This window comes from Nocardia aurea (assembly GCF_003123685.1).
Classification (GTDB): domain Bacteria; phylum Actinomycetota; class Actinomycetes; order Mycobacteriales; family Mycobacteriaceae; genus Nocardia; species Nocardia aurea.
On sequence record NZ_QCYJ01000021.1, the window covers coordinates 429481 to 444881 of the forward strand.

The 15401-nt window shown below is 67.1% G+C and carries 13 protein-coding genes; 7 read left to right on the forward strand and 6 right to left on the reverse strand.

Features of this window, described 5'->3' with window-relative positions; translation table 11 throughout:
- Positions 1 to 90: 90 nt before the first annotated feature.
- On the reverse strand, positions 91 to 1044 hold the full coding sequence (locus DAT37_RS09595) for an alpha/beta fold hydrolase (RefSeq protein ID WP_109524520.1): 954 nt from the start codon (positions 1042 to 1044) through the stop codon (positions 91 to 93).
- Between the two features lie 181 nt (positions 1045 to 1225).
- Here DAT37_RS09595 and DAT37_RS09600 point away from each other — a divergent pair, with 181 nt between their 5' ends.
- From DAT37_RS09600 to DAT37_RS09615, 4 genes are all read left to right on the forward strand, one after another.
- Positions 1226 to 1924, forward strand: a complete 699-nt coding sequence (locus DAT37_RS09600) for a TetR/AcrR family transcriptional regulator (RefSeq protein WP_198654161.1) — start codon at positions 1226 to 1228, stop codon at positions 1922 to 1924.
- A 177-nt stretch (positions 1925 to 2101) separates the two neighbouring features.
- Positions 2102 to 3247 carry an acyl-CoA dehydrogenase family protein gene (locus tag DAT37_RS09605; RefSeq protein ID WP_109524333.1) on the forward strand — a complete coding sequence of 382 codons (1146 nt, stop codon included), beginning with the start codon at positions 2102 to 2104 and terminating at the stop codon, positions 3245 to 3247.
- Positions 3231 to 3896 carry a TetR/AcrR family transcriptional regulator gene (locus DAT37_RS09610; protein ID WP_408637384.1) on the forward strand — a complete coding sequence of 222 codons (666 nt, stop codon included), beginning with the start codon at positions 3231 to 3233 and terminating at the stop codon, positions 3894 to 3896. The genes DAT37_RS09605 and DAT37_RS09610 overlap by 17 nt, the downstream gene beginning before the upstream one ends.
- Before the next feature lie 306 nt (positions 3897 to 4202).
- Entirely contained in the window at positions 4203 to 4919 is a 717-nt protein-coding gene (locus tag DAT37_RS09615; RefSeq protein WP_157978369.1) for a hypothetical protein, read from the forward strand.
- A 24-nt stretch (positions 4920 to 4943) separates the two neighbouring features.
- Here the strand turns inward: DAT37_RS09615 and ligD are convergent, their stop codons facing one another.
- Positions 4944 to 5945 (reverse strand): non-homologous end-joining DNA ligase, encoded by a 1002-nt coding sequence (gene ligD / locus DAT37_RS09620; RefSeq protein WP_109524335.1) that lies wholly within the window; start codon positions 5943 to 5945, stop codon positions 4944 to 4946.
- Positions 5942 to 7027 (reverse strand): ATP-dependent DNA ligase, encoded by a 1086-nt coding sequence (locus DAT37_RS09625; protein WP_198654162.1) that lies wholly within the window; start codon positions 7025 to 7027, stop codon positions 5942 to 5944. The genes ligD and DAT37_RS09625 overlap by 4 nt, the downstream gene beginning before the upstream one ends.
- Positions 7028 to 7318: 291 nt before the next feature.
- Here DAT37_RS09625 and DAT37_RS09630 point away from each other — a divergent pair, with 291 nt between their 5' ends.
- Complete coding sequence (locus tag DAT37_RS09630) at positions 7319 to 7975, forward strand: GAP family protein (protein ID WP_109524336.1); 657 nt, start codon at positions 7319 to 7321, stop codon at positions 7973 to 7975.
- A 68-nt stretch (positions 7976 to 8043) separates the two neighbouring features.
- The gene (locus DAT37_RS09635) at positions 8044 to 9432 is read left to right on the forward strand and encodes a DUF1254 domain-containing protein (RefSeq protein WP_109524337.1); all 1389 of its coding nucleotides are present in this window, start codon (positions 8044 to 8046) and stop codon (positions 9430 to 9432) included.
- 6 nt (positions 9433 to 9438) lie between these two features.
- Here the strand turns inward: DAT37_RS09635 and DAT37_RS09640 are convergent, their stop codons facing one another.
- The 3 genes from DAT37_RS09640 to DAT37_RS09650 are packed head-to-tail and all read right to left on the reverse strand — an operon-like array spanning position 9439 to position 11225.
- Positions 9439 to 9840: a cold-shock protein gene (locus DAT37_RS09640; RefSeq protein ID WP_109524338.1), complete on the reverse strand. Its 402-nt coding sequence runs from the start codon at positions 9838 to 9840 to the stop codon at positions 9439 to 9441.
- A gap of 35 nt (positions 9841 to 9875) precedes the next feature.
- On the reverse strand, positions 9876 to 10976 hold the full coding sequence (locus tag DAT37_RS09645; protein ID WP_109524339.1) for an SPFH domain-containing protein: 1101 nt from the start codon (positions 10974 to 10976) through the stop codon (positions 9876 to 9878).
- 15 nt (positions 10977 to 10991) lie between these two features.
- Positions 10992 to 11225: a hypothetical protein gene (locus tag DAT37_RS09650; RefSeq protein WP_109524340.1), complete on the reverse strand. Its 234-nt coding sequence runs from the start codon at positions 11223 to 11225 to the stop codon at positions 10992 to 10994.
- 138 nt (positions 11226 to 11363) lie between these two features.
- Here DAT37_RS09650 and DAT37_RS09655 point away from each other — a divergent pair, with 138 nt between their 5' ends.
- Positions 11364 to 15392 (forward strand): tetratricopeptide repeat protein, encoded by a 4029-nt coding sequence (locus DAT37_RS09655; RefSeq protein ID WP_109524341.1) that lies wholly within the window; start codon positions 11364 to 11366, stop codon positions 15390 to 15392.
- Positions 15393 to 15401 lie beyond the last annotated feature (9 nt).

Genomic DNA, 15401 nt, shown 5'->3' on the forward strand with positions numbered 1-15401 from the left:
ATCCTTCGTGAACGGGGGCGGTTTGCGCGTCCATTGTCGCATTCGCCCTGCGTGCCCGGCCGAACGCCTCCGCCCACCGCTTCCGTCCGGCTACCGGTCGGCGGCGTCGGCGCCGGGGTAGGGCACGTCCGCGTCGAGCAGATCCTCCACGAAGTTGGCGATCGCCTCGGCGACGAGCAGTGGTTCGGTCACCGGGAGCCAGTGATCGGCCGGGATGGAGTTGCGCCACAACCGGTCCACCCAGCGCGCGCTGCCGTAGTAGAGGAACGGCGGCACGAAGACGTCGGTGGTGTCGACCACCAGTTGTACGGGCACGGCGGTACGGCGTTGCCGGGGGCGCAGCAGGTGATGCGCCAGGTTGACACAGGCGATCCGCGCGCCCGTCGCCAGATCCGCCCGCCAGGTCGGCGCGGTCGTCGCGTGGGCTCGGGCGATGCCGCCGAGTTGTTCGATGACCCAGGTGCGCACCCGAGGCGGGAACGCGATGCGCTGCGCCGCGATCTGCGCCGAATTCGCGCTGTGGCGCCAGAACTTCCTGTCGGTCAGCAATTGCGCCGCGTAGCCGGGATCGCGGATCAATTCGCGCAGGGTGATGCCGACGTGGTCGAGATTCGGTCCGGCGATGGCGGTGAACGACGCGATCCGGGTATTGGCCCGCGCGTCGCAGACCGCCTCCCAGATCTGTACGGCTCCCCAGCCGTGCCCGCAGACGTGCACCGGACGATGCGGGCTGACCGCGTCGACGAGGGCGAAGAAATCCTCGGCGAGCAGATCGAGCCGATAGCCGTGCGGTTCGTCGGGGCGCGAGGAACGTCCGTGTCCGCGCACGTCGTAGGTGATGACTCGGAAGCCATCGGCGAGCAGCACCGCCACATCGGTCCAGACCCGATGGGTGTCGGAGAGTCCGTGCACCAGCACCAGGGGTTCGTCACCGCGCCTGCCCCATTCGTAGACGGCCAGGTCCACGCCGTGCCCGCGCACGGTCGTCGTGCGAACGGGACGATGGGTGCCCGCCGGATCGGGGGTGTCGAACGGTCGATTCATAGGGGTGTCGCCTCGGTCGCTGAGCTGTCGTCGGCGGATGCGATTCATCCGCGCGTACCGCCGGTACGTTCACCGATAGTGACAGTACGAACGATGTGCCGCAATGTTTCGACGCGTAACGACAGGCTTTCGGTCTGCTCGCACCCGGTTACGCGTACCGGCGGTACGTTAGGCTCGCGCTGTGGCCCGCATCAACGCCCGACCCGTGTCGCGCACGGTTTCCCGCGAGGAGATCGTCGATGCCGCGATCCGGGTGATCGACAGGGAGGGGCCACGTCCGAGCATGGACGACATCGCCCGCGAGGCGGGTATCACCAAACCGCGTCTCTACCGCAGGTTCGCCGACAAGGCCGACCTCTACACCGAGATCGGCGACCGGATGGCCAAGGCGGCGTCCGCGGGCGCGGGCCGGGATCTGACACTTATCGTCGCCCCGCCGCGCGTCGCGCTCGGGCGGGTGCTGACCGGATACGCCGACAGCATCCTGGCCCACCCCGACGTGTTCCGTTTCCTCGGGCAGGCGCAGGTGACCCAGCAGGCGGACGGTTCGGTCCTGCAATTCGACCTCGGCCGAGCCGCCGCCGCCCGGCTCACCACGCAGGCCCGCGAATTCGCGCGATCGCTGCCGATCGACCCGGCGGGTATCGATTACCTGTCACGCGCCGTGGTCGGGGTCGTGGTGGCGGTGACCGATCTGTGGCTCGGTGACGCCGGGCGGCCCGCGCCCGAACGCACGGCCGAATTCGTCGATCAAGCCACCGAATTCGTGTGGGGCATGATCGACGGTTTCCTGCGGCGCCAGGGCATCTGCGCGGATCCCGATACCCCGATACTGACCACTCTCGCCGCCATCGGCGGATTCGCCCGCCCCGCGGGCTGAGCGTCCCCACCTCACCGGATCCGGATCGCGCCGACTTCTGTCCCGATTTGTTGACATCATGCCAATAGTGGTGGAATCTGAGGGCGAGGGTCCGGCGCGGAGGCCGGATCCGCGGCGTCGGCCCCGGTGTGACCGTGGGGACACCGCGTTCCGGCAGCGAGGCAAAGGATCGGCGAGATGGCACGTGCGGCATGGAGTGACGACGAGGTCGAGGCGGTTCGCGACCTCGCGCGGACATTCTTCGAGAAGGAAGTCGTCCCGCACGAGGAGAAATTCGTCGCGCAGGGACATCCGGATCGTCACCTGTACAACCGGGCGGGCGAACTCGGCCTGCTCTGCCCGTCGGTTCCGGCCGAATACGGTGGCGGCGGCGGAACCTTCGCGCACGAGGCCGCGATCATCGAGGAGCAGGCCTTCGCGGGCGACGGGTCGCTCGGGCTCCCGGTCCACAGCACCATCATCGCGCCCTACCTGCACCATTTCGGTTCCGAGGAACTCAAGCGGCGGGTGCTGCCCAAGGCGGCCAGTGGTGAGATGGTGCTCTCCATCGGCATGACCGAACCCGGCACCGGTTCGGACCTGCAGAACATCAAGACCAGGGCGGTGCGCGAAGGCGACGAGTACGTCATCACCGGCTCGAAGATCTTCATCACCAACGGCTGGCTCTGCGACGGCATCATCATCGCCGCCAAGACCGACCCCACCAAGGGCGCCGCGGGCGTTTCGCTCATCTTCGCCGAGGTCTCCGACGACACCCCCGGTTTCAAGCGCGGCCGCATCCTGAACAAGATCGGCGGCAAGGCCCAGGACACCGCCGAACTGTTCTTCGACGGACTCCGGGTGCCCGCCACCAACCTGCTCGGCGAGGCCGAGGGCCAGGGTTTCTATCAGATGATGCAGTTGCTGGCCCAGGAGCGGCTGGTCACCGGCATCATCGCGGTCGCGATGATGGAGAAGGCGGTCGCGTTGACCGTCGATTACACCAAGGGCCGCGAGGCATTCGGCAAACCGCTGTTCGCCATGCAGAACACCAAATTCGAACTGGCCGAATGCGCGACGCTTGCGCGGGTCAGCCGCACCTTCCTCGACGATTGCATCACCAAACACCTGCGCGGCGAACTCGATATCCCGACCGCGGCGATGTCGAAGTACTGGCTCACCGACCAACTCGGTATCGTTGTCGACCGCTGCCTGCAACTGTTCGGCGGCTACGGCTACATGACGGAGTATCCGATTTCGCAGCTCTACACCGGTGCCCGCGTTCTGCGCATCCTGGCGGGCAGCAACGAGGTGATGAAGGATCTCATTGCCAGATCGCTCTGATATCCGCGACCCGGCGGCGGCGCCGGACGCCGCCGTCGAGCCCGCGCCGCGCAGGCGCAGGCTCGAACCCGACGAACGCCGCGCGCAGATCCTCGCCTGCGCCATCGACATGTTCGGCGAGCGGCCCTACGCGGCGGTGTCCACGGCCGGGCTCGCCCAGCGCGCGGGAGTGGCGCGCGGGCTGATCAACCACTATTTCGGCAACAAACGCGATCTCTACCTCGCCGTGGTCCACCGGATGGTGACCCTGCCGAGAATCGACGACATGGTCGTGCCGACCGGTACCGCGCGCGAACGCGTCGAGGCGAGCGTGAACTGGCTGCTCGACACCATCGCCGAACACGGCAACACGTGGGTCAAGGTGACCAGCCACGAGGGCGTCGGCAACGATCCCGAGGTGCAGCAGATCCTCGACGAAGCCGACGACGCGGCCGCCGAACGGATGCTGCTCATGGTCGGTATGGCCGATTCGGCACACGGTGCGCAATTGCGCGCACTGGTTCGCGCGTTCGGTGGACTCGTGAAAGTCGCGGGCCGGGAATGGATCGTCCGCGGCACGCTGCGCCGCGACGAGGTGCACGCACTGTTGGTCGACATGCTGACGACTCTGGTCAGCGAGACGATGCCGCGGGTCGACAGCGGCCGCTGATCATCGGTGCGCGGCACACGCGAATACGCATCGCGCGCCTTTTCGGGCCTTTCCTGCTTTCGGGGCGGTCGATTTCAGCAACCACCACCGCATTCGCCCGAAATAGAGTTTGCCGGTTCGTTACGGCCGGTTCCGTTCGTGCCCCTCCGGGTCTGTTTCGGATATCCGTCCGGGGATCCGCTAGCAGCTGATCCGGGAATTCGGGCCAAATGTTGGGTTCTGCCCCTATTCTGTGACCTTATCGAGGCGGGGTTCGGGCAGCTCGAGGTTCCTGCGCGAATGGTTGGACGCGAAAGGGACGTGAGTATGGCAAGGGTGCAGCAGTGGGAGGAACGCGAACGCGAGCGTGAGCGATGGGCCGAACCGGAGGAGGAGCGCTGGCCGCAGGTGCGGCCCGAGGACCGCGACGGCGGCGACTTCCGCCCGATCGTCAATCCGTACGCGATCGTCGCCCTCGTCGCGGCGTTGCTGGCACTGTTCCCCATCGCGATCATCTTCGGACTCATCGCCTTCAGCCATCCCAAAGGCAAGGGGATGGCGACATTGGCGGTGCTGCTCGGGCTGGCCGAAGTGACGGCAGTCGCCGCGTTCGTCGTACTCGGCGGTTCGCTCACCGACGGGATCACCAAGGACGACATGCCCTTCGCCGCGCAGACCGACGCGTCGCCGGTGGCGACGACTACGACGGTGGTGTCGCTCGCGCCGTCCACGCCCAACGCGGTGCCGACCGCCGCGATCATCGCCACCACGCAGATCGCGGCCACCAAAGGCACCGGCTGTGCCGAAGCGCAGGTCGGAGCGATCGGCCAGGGTGCGGACGGCGGCACGCTGCTGTGCCTGGCGGTGACCGGATCCACCGGCAAATACCAGTGGGCCGGTCCGTACAACGTCGGCACCGGCCAGTTCGACGCGGGCACCACCTGCGATCCGACGGTGTCGAAGTCCGGCCGCACCGCCGACGGGCGCGCGTTGGTGTGCGAAGGCACCGGGCGCAGTGGCAAATGGACGGCCTGGACGGAGTAATCACTCCGCCCGTACGGCCTCTGGCTACTCCGCCTTCTTGGCCCGACTCGGCTGCACCCGCGGCGGTTCGTTGGGCATCTTCGGATACTGCGGCGGCCACGGCGCGTCCATCAGTCCCGAGCCCATATCGCGTTCGGACATCTCCAACAGCGGTTCGATCGATTGCGGTGCGCGCCGCGCCCACGGGTCACCGAATTCGGCCAACCGGGCGGGGACGGTGGCGATGGTCAGCTCGTCGGGGACCACGGTGTCGAGTTCGGACCACGAGATCGGCGTGGACACCTGAGCGCCCACTTTGGGCCGCACACACCACGCGCCGAAAACCGTCTTGTGCGGCGCGTTCTGATTGAAGTCGACGAATACGCGCGTCCCGCGTTCTTCCTTCCACCATTGCGCCGTGATCTCTTCGGGATGTCGTCGTTCCAATTCGCGCGCGAGCGCCACCGCCGCGGCCCGCACCTGATAGCCGTCCCATTTCTGCTCCAACGCGACGTAGATGTGCAATCCACGCGAGCCCGACGTCTTGACGCAGGATTCGATACCGAGTTCGCCGAACAGTTCCCGGGTGCGGATCGCGGCGCGGCGGAGATCGTCGAAGGTGATGCCGGGGGACGGATCGAGGTCGATCCGCAACTCGTCGGCGATCGTCAGATCGTCCACGTGATTGGGCCAGACGTGGAAACCCAGACAGCCCTGGTTGACTGCCCACAGGATATGGGCGAGATCGTGGGCGACCAGCGCGTCGCTCGTGGTGCCGTTGGGGGTGGAGACCTCCACCGTGTGCAGCCAGTCCGGCGCCGATTTCGGCACCCGCTTCTGGAACCACGACTTACCCGACGCGCCGTCCGGATAGCGTTCGAGCAACAGCGGGCGGTTGCGCACGACGCCGAGGAACGGTTCGGCGACCGCCCGGTAGTAGCGGACCAGATCCATCTTCGTCTCACCGCGTTTGGTGAAGTAGACCTTCTCCGGATTGCTGATCGTGACGGTTCTGCCGTCGACCTCGATATCGACCGACTCGCTCATCCGGTGGACGCTTCCTCGAAGATGGTGCTCAACTCGGCCGGTGCGACCTCGTCGAGCTGGGCGTAGGTACAGGATCGCGGGGTGCGATCGGCGCGGAAACGCACCAGCCTGCCGCCGTGGCGCAGCCGCCCGGACTGGACGTGTTCGTAGCGCACCTCGGCGACGAGTTCGGGACGCACCGCTTCCCAGGACAGATCCTTACCGCCGGTCCAACGGCTCACCCCGCCCGGCATCTTGCCGTCGGCCTTGGCTTGCGCCGCCGCGTCCGCCCATTCCCGCCACGGATGATTCTCGAGCGCGTTCTCCCGCAGTGGCGCCAGCTCGTCGACCAGTTCCTTGCGCCTGGCGGCGGTGAAACTGCTCGCGACCCCGACATGGTGCATATGCCCTTCGTCGTCGAAGAGCCCGAGCAGCAGTGAACCGACACCCTCGCCGTCCTTGTGCCAGCGGAATCCGGCGACGACGCAGTCGGCCGTGCGTGCGTGTTTGATCTTGAGCATGATCCGCTTGTCCTGCGTATAGGTCGCCGCGTCGGATTTGGCGATCACCCCGTCGAAACCCGCGCCCTCGAACCGGGTGAACCAATCCTCGGCGACATCGGGATCACGGGTCAGCGGGGTCAGGTGCACGCGTGCCAACGCGGTGTCGAGAATCGTCTCCAGCAGACGCCTGCGCTCGGCGAAGGGCTCCTCGGTCAGATCCCGGTCGCCGAGGGCGAGCAGGTCGAACGCGACGAAACTGGCCGGAGTCTCCACGGCCAGTTTGGCGACCCGGGACGCGGCCGGATGCAGCCGGTTCTGGAGTGTGTCGAAATCGAGGCCCTGATCGGTGACGACCACGATCTCGCCGTCGACGACGCATCTGTCGGGCAGCGCCTGCTTCAGCAATTCGGCGACCTCGGGAAAGTAGCGGGTCAGCGGGCGATCGTTACGGGAACCCAGTTCCACCTCGTCGCCGTCGCGGAACACGATGCAGCGAAAACCGTCCCATTTCGGCTCGTAGCTCAGCCCTGGCTCGCGCGGCACCGAGGGCGCCGTCTTGGCGAGCATCGGCCGAACGGGTGGCATCACCGGTAGGTCCACACGTTCCTCCTCGGGTCGTCGGTCACCCATGTAGACGTCGGCGGCCGAGAGAACTCATCGGTACGCCGTCGAGCACGATCGTATGCGCGGGGACCGACATCGATGCCGCATTCACCGCCGAGAGCCGCGGTGCGTCCGTCGGCGTCGACCGTTCACCCCTAACGGGTGAGGTCAGCGGGGGTGGGGCGTGCGAAATTCGTCGGGTGGCCGGGTCGGAACCCGGCTCGTTTCGGACCTGGAGTCGACGGGAGGAGCGGCCGATGGCCTTCGTTTCACCGGAAGGCGACGGCCATGAGTGAGTTGTTCGGGCAATTGGTTCCGGAGATGATCGGGCTGCTCATCACCCCCGCCGCCGTCGTCGGCTGTGTGCTGTTGCTGCAATCGGGCAACGCGGTGCGCAACGCGTTCAGCTTCGGCGCCGCGTTCCTGCTCGTCTATCTACAGATCGGCCTGGCGGGGCTGCTCGGTGGCGCCACCGACCCGCACGCCACCTCGACGACGGTCGCGCACTGGGTCGGATTCCTGGTCGGCTTGATGTTCCTGGCGATCGGCGCGGTGCTGCTGCTGCGTCAGCCCAGCCGTGCCCCCGGCCGGCCGCGGTGGATCACCGAACTCGAATCGGCGGGCCCGCGTAAGGCTTTCGCCGCCGGACTGGTGCTCGCCGTACTCAACCCGAATCTGTTCATCATGCTGTCCGGCATCAGTGTGATCGCCCAATCCGGTTCCGGCCCCGCCGCATCGATCTTCGCGACGGGCCTGCTGCTGCTCGCCGCCGCACTCGATTTCCTGATCCCGATCGGAATGTATGTGCTGATGGGTGATCGCGCGCGCTCCGGATTGGGCGCGGCCAAGCAGTGGATGGTCGAGCACGACCGAATACTCGCGGTGTGCGTGTTCGTCGGCTTCGGCCTGCTGTTCACCGGCCGCGGATTGGCGGCACTGCGATGACTACAGCCACCGAGGTGAATTCAGGTCCCGCGCGGTCGGATCACCCGCTGTCGGAGAGGAGATAGGACATGCGCGTTCGCAGGCTTCCCGGTCGGCTCGGGGCGGTGCGGATGTACCGCGAACTGCCGATCCGAGTGGATCTCCCCTTGGTGTTCGACGAACTCGACTACCAGATGGCGTGCCAGACCTACCTGTGGGCGTTGCCCCTGGTCTCCTACGCGCAGTGGCAACAGCAGCACCGCGAGGTCTTCGGCGCGGGCGACTACGACGTCGTCCACTACGTGACCTACACCGATCGTCTCGGGCTGATCACCGCGAACGCGACGACGCCCTACGTCGTCTGTTTCCTCGACCTGTCGGTGACCGGCCCGGTCGTGGTCGAGATCCCGCCGGGCCCCGTCGCGGGCGGTATGTCGGATTTCTGGCAGCGTGAATTCGGCGTCATCGGTGAGATGGGCCCCGACGAATGCAAGGGCGGGCTGCACCTGATCGTCCCGGTGGGCGAGGAGGCGCCCGACACCGACGAGGACTGTTTCGTGCACCACGCCACCGGCACGCATGTGATGGTCGGATTGCGGACCCTGGATCCCGACCCCGTCGAAGCCGCCGAACTCGTACACGGAATCCGGATCCGGCCGCTGACCGGCGACGCGCCGCAGACCCAGGTCATCTCGCCCGAAGACCGGCGATGGAGTGGGACGCAGCCGCGCGGCGTCGAGTACTGGGCGCGGCTGCACGATATCTACCAGCGCGAGATCATCGATGAGCGCGACCGCTTCTACCTGGCCATGCTGCGCCGATTCGGCATCGAGCGCGATGCGCCGTTCGAGCCGGACGAATCGCTGCGCAGGCTGCTGACCGAGGCCGCCATGGCGGGGGAGTTGATGGCCCAGGCGAATTCGTTCGCCACCCGCTCACCCGAGGCGCGGTATTGGCACGATCGACGGTGGGAACTCCTGTTGCGACTGGACCACTCCGATCAACGCGGCCCCTACTACGACCAGTTGCTCGAGCGCAGCGCGTGGTTCTACCAGGCGGTCGGATTCTCCGAGGCGATGAAGAGTCAGACACCGGGTAAGGGACAGGCCTACCTGGCGTCCTACTGTGATGCCGCGGGTGACTGGCTCGACGGCGGCGGCTTCTACACGCTGCGGGTTCCCGCCGACCCGCCCGCGAAATTGTTCTGGTCGGTCACCGTCTACGACGTCGCGACCCGATGCCTGATCAACAATCAGCAGCAACGCGGTGACCGGGGCTCGCTCGACACCGATATGGTCGTCAACGCCGACGGCTCGGTCGACCTGTTCTTCGGGCCCTCGCCGCCCGCGACGGGAACGACCAACTGGGTGCAGACGGTGCCGGGCCGACACTGGTTCACCTATTTCCGCTGCTACGGTCCGCTGGAATCCTATTTCGACCGCAGTTGGAAATTGGAGGACGTCGTCAGGAGAGGGTGACGCGGCTCAGGTGTCGAGCCAGCCGTGTTCTTCGGCGAATGCCGTCAGGCGCTCACGAATAGTGAGAATCTCGCCCGCGGTGAGGGCGGGACTGGCATCGAGCAACAACTCGGTGATGAGACGCTGGTGTTCGACGGCGGAGAGCTGTCCGGTGTGCGACTTTTCCTTCTTGTGCCGGGGCGGCGGCCCGGAAGGCGCACCGCCGACGGCGGTGAGGTTGATCGCTTTCGGGCCGCGGTCGCCCTCGGTGACGTCGAATTCGAAAACCCGGCCCTGACGTAACTCGTCCTCGTCCAACCCGATGTCGTTCACATGGACGAACACGTCGGGCCCACCGTCCTCGGGCCTGATGAACCCGAAACCCCGCGAACTGTCGAAAGACACCAACTTACCGATGGACACCAACACCCGCTCCTCGCCGCCGCCGTCACTTCCGGGCCACTTTAGCCCGCATTATCCTCGACGTTGTTCGAAAGCGCCTTTTGAAGCGAGTTGAACACCGTCAATCCCTGGCCGACCATTCCGTTCACCAATTCACTCACACCGTCGGGGCCGTTGAGCACCGTCAGGTTCGCATTGGACAGACCCGCCGCCGCCTGCTTGACGATTTCGGGCAACTGCTCGATCAGCAACTGGTCCAACGCGATTCGATTGTTGGACGCGGCGGCCTCGGCCTGGATCCTGGTCCGGTCGGCTTCCGCCTCGGCCAGGATGCGCACCCGTTCCGCCTCGGCGAGGGCGGGTTTGACGACCTCGTACTGCAACTGCTGTTCACGCAGTTCGGCCTCCTTGCGGGCCTGCTCGGCCTGCGCGGTCAGCACTTCCTGCATGGCGATCGCCTGCGCCAGCGGACCGGACTGCGCCGCTTCCGAGTTCGCCTTGTCGATATCGCGCTGATATCGGGCTTTGAGAATCAGGGTTTCGCGCTGGTACTCGGCTTGTCTGCGCAGCGATTCCTGTTCGGCCTCGGCCGCTCGCTGCGCGGCCTGGGCCTGCGCGATCTGCGCGTCACGCTGCACCGCGGCGTTGTGCGGCGCGGCGAGGGCATTGATGTAGCCGAGATTTCCGTCGTCGATGGACTGGATCTGGAACGAGTCCACCCAGAGCCCGATATTGCCCATCTCGACCTTGGACGCGATGAGCACTTCGTCGGCCAGTTTCTGGCGTTCCCGGATGATCTCCTCGACCGTCATCGAGCCGACGATGGAGCGCAGATGACCGGAGAAGATACGCCCGGTCAGCACCGACATCTCCTTTTCCTGTTCGGAAAGGAATCGTTGCGCGGCATTGACGATGGAAACGGTGTCGTTGGCGACCTTGAACGCGATGACGGCGCGGACGTCGAGCTGGATCGCCTGTTTGGTGACGCAGCGTTCCTTGATCTCGGCCTCGAACATCGCCAGCGACAGATAGCTGACCTTGCGGAACAGCGGCACCACCCACGTGCCCCGTCCGATGATCACCCGAAACGGCGCGTTGTCCTTGACCTTGGCGCCGCTGACCAGCATCGCCTCGTCGGGGTCAGGTACGTGGTAGCCCAGCACGTCGAACTCCTTCTCTCAGATATCCTGCTGCCGATCGGGCGCGAGCGGAATCCACGGCACGACATCGACGATGCGTCCGGGATGTGCCTCGATGATCAGCACGGTGCTCCCCGCCGCGACCGGCTCGTCCGCGCGTGCGATATACGATTCCGTTCCCCCGCGAATCGCGACCAGGACTTCTCCCAAACCCCCGGCACTGCGAATCGGCGACGTCATCGTACCCGTCAATCCCGTCACGGGATCGGTCATCGCGTGGAACTCCTCCAATGGGCACCGGAACCCGCTCAGCCTACGTGCACTCCGGGCATTCGGGGCGTGCCCCGGACTACCCGAGCATGATCGACTCCGTGGCAAGTGGATACACGTGGGCTCACGTATCGTCCTTGCATGGGTGGACGGCTGGCACTGATCGTGGGATCGGAGTGCGCCGCGTTGGGGGAGCTGGGTTTCGTCGCCGAACTGGCGATCGGACTCGAGGCGAATCTGTCCGAAACCGGGGGCTGGCGTCCGGCGAGGTCGGTTCCCGGGCCGCTGCTCGATCCGACGGCGGCGGAATTGATTTCCGCCGTCGACGAGGCGTTCGCGGCGGCCGACGCGCAGCAGGCGACACTGCTGATCGGTTTCATCGGCCACGGCGTGGCGACCGGGGACGCGGATTTCTATCTGCTGAGCCGTGATTCGCCGCCGGTGCCGACCTCGCGCACCGCCTTCCATCTGACCCAGGAGATCAGGGAGCGGTTGAACCGCTCGACCCTGGACGGTCTCGTCGTCCTGGTCGACGCCTGCGAGACCGAGCAGGGCGTGCTCGGCGCGGCCGGGCGCTGGACGGATCTGCTGGCCAGATCTGCCGGACGGATGGAACTTCTGGTCGCGGCCGGTGACGGACCGGCGTTCGCGGGCTGTTTCACCAGAACCCTGCTGCGGACCTTCGACGCGGGTCTGCCCGCGCGGGGCGAGAACCTGCTGCCGTCCGATCTCGTCGGGCCGGTCGCGACGGCGTGCACCAGGCAGCAGCCCCAGCACCTGTCGTTCACCTCCGGAGCCGTCTCCGGGCACGGCGGCGACCCGGGATTGTGGCTGGTGCCCAACGTGGCTCGGCGCGGTGATGCCGTAACGGGCCGGGCCGCAGCGGGTTTCGTCGATCACCTGACCAGACGACTGCTGTTGACGGTCACCGTCCGCGAAACACTCACCGAGATAGTCGAATCCGGGGCACACCGGCTGCGCGCGGTGGTCGGCCCGCCCGGCGTCGGCAAGTCGACACTGCTGGCCATGCTGATCCGGCCCAGCCTGGTCGACACCCTTCCGGTCGCCCCGGAATACATCACCGCGGCGGTCTTCCTCACGGTGAACAGTTCGTTCGCCGCGGTGTCGACCGAACTGGCCGCCCAGTTGTCGGCGCGACTGCCCGGTTTCGCGGCCGCGGTCGAGACGATCAAGCGCGCGGCCGAGGCCAGTGTCACCGAACTCGACGCCTTCGACATCGAGGTGTGCAGACCGCTGTCGCGACTGGCGGGCGACGGCAGGCGGACCACCATCGTGCTCGACGGGCTCAATCAGCCCGAAGAAGGGGTCAGGCGCCTGCTGATCCGCGCCGTCGCCCAGTTGACGACGCGTCCGGCACTGCGCCACGTGCGGGTGATCATCGGTTTCCGGGAGGGGGCCGGAGTCGAGGACGATCCGGCCCTGACCCATATGCACCGTATCGCGGTGGTCGAACCCGCCGCCGACGATATCGCCTCGATCGTCGGCACCGTGCGTGCCGAGCCCGCCGATGTCGACCGGGCCGACTGGGTGCGCTGGATCGACGGACTGCTCGTCGACGCCCCCGGCGGATCCGGTGACGCGGGCGCGGCGGGCGGTTGGCTGCTGGCGCGACTGCTCATGGAGACCGCCTCCGATATCAGCGGCCAGGTATCGGGTGGTGTCGGGTTGGACGGCATCGTCGCGCTGCGCGTCGAGGAGGCGGTGCGGGCGGCGGGGCCCGAGGGGGTCGGCGCCCTCGGGCCGCTACTGGCCGTCCTGGTCGCGGCCGGTGTCGGCCCGGTGCTGCCGATCGAATTGCTCGACGGCGCCATGGCCTCGCTCGGCGCCGACCTGGGCACCTCGCGTATCCGTGACCTGGCGGTGGGCCTCGGCGTGCTGGTGACACGCAGCAGACCCGGCACCGAATACGAGACTCTCGGCGTCACCCACGGTGTGCTGCTCCCGGCCCTGCGAGCCGAAACCCACCGTCTCGGTGTGGATCTCGCCGACGGGCACTGGGCCATCGGCCGTGCGATCGCGTCGAGTATGCACCCGTCCGCCGTCGCCTATGCCCGCAGTTCCGGTCCGCGTCACAGCCTGGCGCACGGTGATTCCGCCGCCGCCGTCGCGTTCCTCATCCGGTTGGAGACCCCGCGCGCGGCGGACAATCGGGATCTGTGGGCGGCGTGGCTGCCGTCGTTCCTGGCCGCGGTCGGCCCCGACCATCCCGACAGCCTGCACGCGCGGGGCAGTCTCGCGCGCTGGCGCGGGGTCAGCGGCGATATCGCGGGCGCGATCGCGGAAACCGAGGCCCTGCTCGTCGACGAACAGCGTCTGCTCGGTCCGACCCATCCGACCACGCTGACCACGAGGAACAATCTCGCGTGGTTGCGCGGTGAGAGCGGTGACCTGAACGGCGCGGTCGCGGAATTCGAGCGATTGCTCGCCGATCAGCGGCGCACCCTGGCTCCGGGACATCCCGATCTCTTCCGCACCCGCAACAATCTGGCCTACTACCGCGCGCATCGCGGCGATCTGGCGGGCGCGATCGATGAGTTCGAACGTCTCTACGACGATCACCTGGTCCAATTCGGGGCCGATCATCCCGAGACGCTGGGTATTCGCGACAATCTGGCGACCTTCCGCGCCGAGAGCGGCGACTTGGCGGGGGCCATCGCCGATTACGAGCGGCTGCTCGCCGACCGGATCCGGGTGCTCGGAACCGAACACCCGGTCAGCCTCGACACCAGGGACAGCCTGGCCTGGTGCCGTGCCCGCAGCGGCGACCTGCGCGGCGCGGTCGCCGAATTCCAGCGGCTGCTCACCGATCAGCTGCGGGTACTCGGCCCCGACCACCCCGACACCCTGATGACCAGGGACCATCTGGCCTACTCGCGCGGAAAGGCGGGAGATCTGGCCGGCGCGGTGCACGAGTACGAGACGTTGCTCACCGATCGGCTGCGAGTGCTCGGCGCGGATCACCCCGAAACCCTGGGCACCAGGGGCAGTCTGGCCTCCTACCGCGCCGACAGCGGCGATCACGCGACGGCGATCGCGGAATTCGAACGCCTGATCCCGGATCAGCTGCGGGTGCTCGGTTCCGATCATCCCGCGATCCTGGTCATCCGGAGCAATCTCGCGGGCGTGCACAGCAGCGTCGGCGATTTCGCCGGTGCCGGAAGGGAATTCGAGCGGCTGCTGACCGATCGGCTCCGGGTGTTCGGTCCCGATCATCCCGACACCCTGGCCACGCGCAGCAATATCGCCTACTGCCGGGCGCGCGGCGGCGATCCGCGCGGGGCCGTCGCCGAATTCGCGAACCTGCTCCGCGATCAGCTGCGGGTGCTCGGTCCCGATCATCCCAATACGCTGATCACGCGCAACAATATCGCGCTCAACCGGGGTGAGGGCGGCGATCTCGCCACCGCCATCGCGGAATTGGAAGTGCTGATCATCGATCAGTTACGCGTCCTCGGTCCCGACCATCCGAACGTGCTCGACGCCAGGCACAATCTGCTGACCTTCAGTCTGCTCGTCCGCGACGCCCACGATGTCACCGACCGGCTGGAGGATCTGGTCGCGGACAAACTCGTGGCGCTCGGCGCCGATCATCCCGGTCTGCTCGTCACCCGGACCGTGCTGGCCAGTCACCGGGCCGACAAGGGCGACGCGGAAATCGCGCTTGCCGATTTCGAGCGGTTGCTGACCGACCGGCTGCGCATCCACGGCGCCGATCATCCCGCGACCCTGGACACCAGACAGCAGCTCGCGCTCTTGCGCGGTCGTCTCGGTGACGCGGCCGGCGCTGTCGCCGAACTGGAGGAATTGCTCGACGCTCGGCTCCGGCTGGTGGGCGCCGATCATCCGGCGACCCTGGCCACCCGCAACGATCTGGCGCGGTGGCGTGCCGAAAGCGGCGACCGGGCGGGCGCCATCGCCGATTTCGAGGAATTGTGCGCCGGTCTGCTCGCGATTCTGGGTCCCGAACACCGCACGACCCTGCAAGCGCGCAACAATCTGGCCCACCATCGGGCCGAGGGCGGTGATGTGGGCACCGCCCTCGCCGAATACGAAACGCTGCTCGCCGATCAGATCAGCGCGCTGGGACCGAACGACCCCGACACGGTGTTCACCCGCGAGAATCTCGCCTATCGCAGGGCGATGCGGTGAACCCCGCGC

What these genes read in the sequence shown, in the direction of transcription:
- DAT37_RS09595 (WP_109524520.1), bottom strand. Translation starts at nt 1,044, where the DNA reads ATGAATCGACCGTTCGACACCCCCGATCCGGCGGGCACCCATCGTCCC.
- DAT37_RS09605 (WP_109524333.1), top strand. Translation starts at nt 2,102, where the DNA reads ATGGCACGTGCGGCATGGAGTGACGACGAGGTCGAGGCGGTTCGCGAC.
- DAT37_RS09615 (WP_157978369.1), top strand. Translation starts at nt 4,203, where the DNA reads ATGGCAAGGGTGCAGCAGTGGGAGGAACGCGAACGCGAGCGTGAGCGA.
- ligD (WP_109524335.1), bottom strand. Translation starts at nt 5,945, where the DNA reads ATGAGCGAGTCGGTCGATATCGAGGTCGACGGCAGAACCGTCACGATC.
- DAT37_RS09630 (WP_109524336.1), top strand. Translation starts at nt 7,319, where the DNA reads ATGAGTGAGTTGTTCGGGCAATTGGTTCCGGAGATGATCGGGCTGCTC.
- DAT37_RS09635 (WP_109524337.1), top strand. Translation starts at nt 8,044, where the DNA reads ATGCGCGTTCGCAGGCTTCCCGGTCGGCTCGGGGCGGTGCGGATGTAC.
- DAT37_RS09650 (WP_109524340.1), bottom strand. Translation starts at nt 11,225, where the DNA reads ATGACCGATCCCGTGACGGGATTGACGGGTACGATGACGTCGCCGATT.
- DAT37_RS09655 (WP_109524341.1), top strand. Translation starts at nt 11,364, where the DNA reads ATGGGTGGACGGCTGGCACTGATCGTGGGATCGGAGTGCGCCGCGTTG.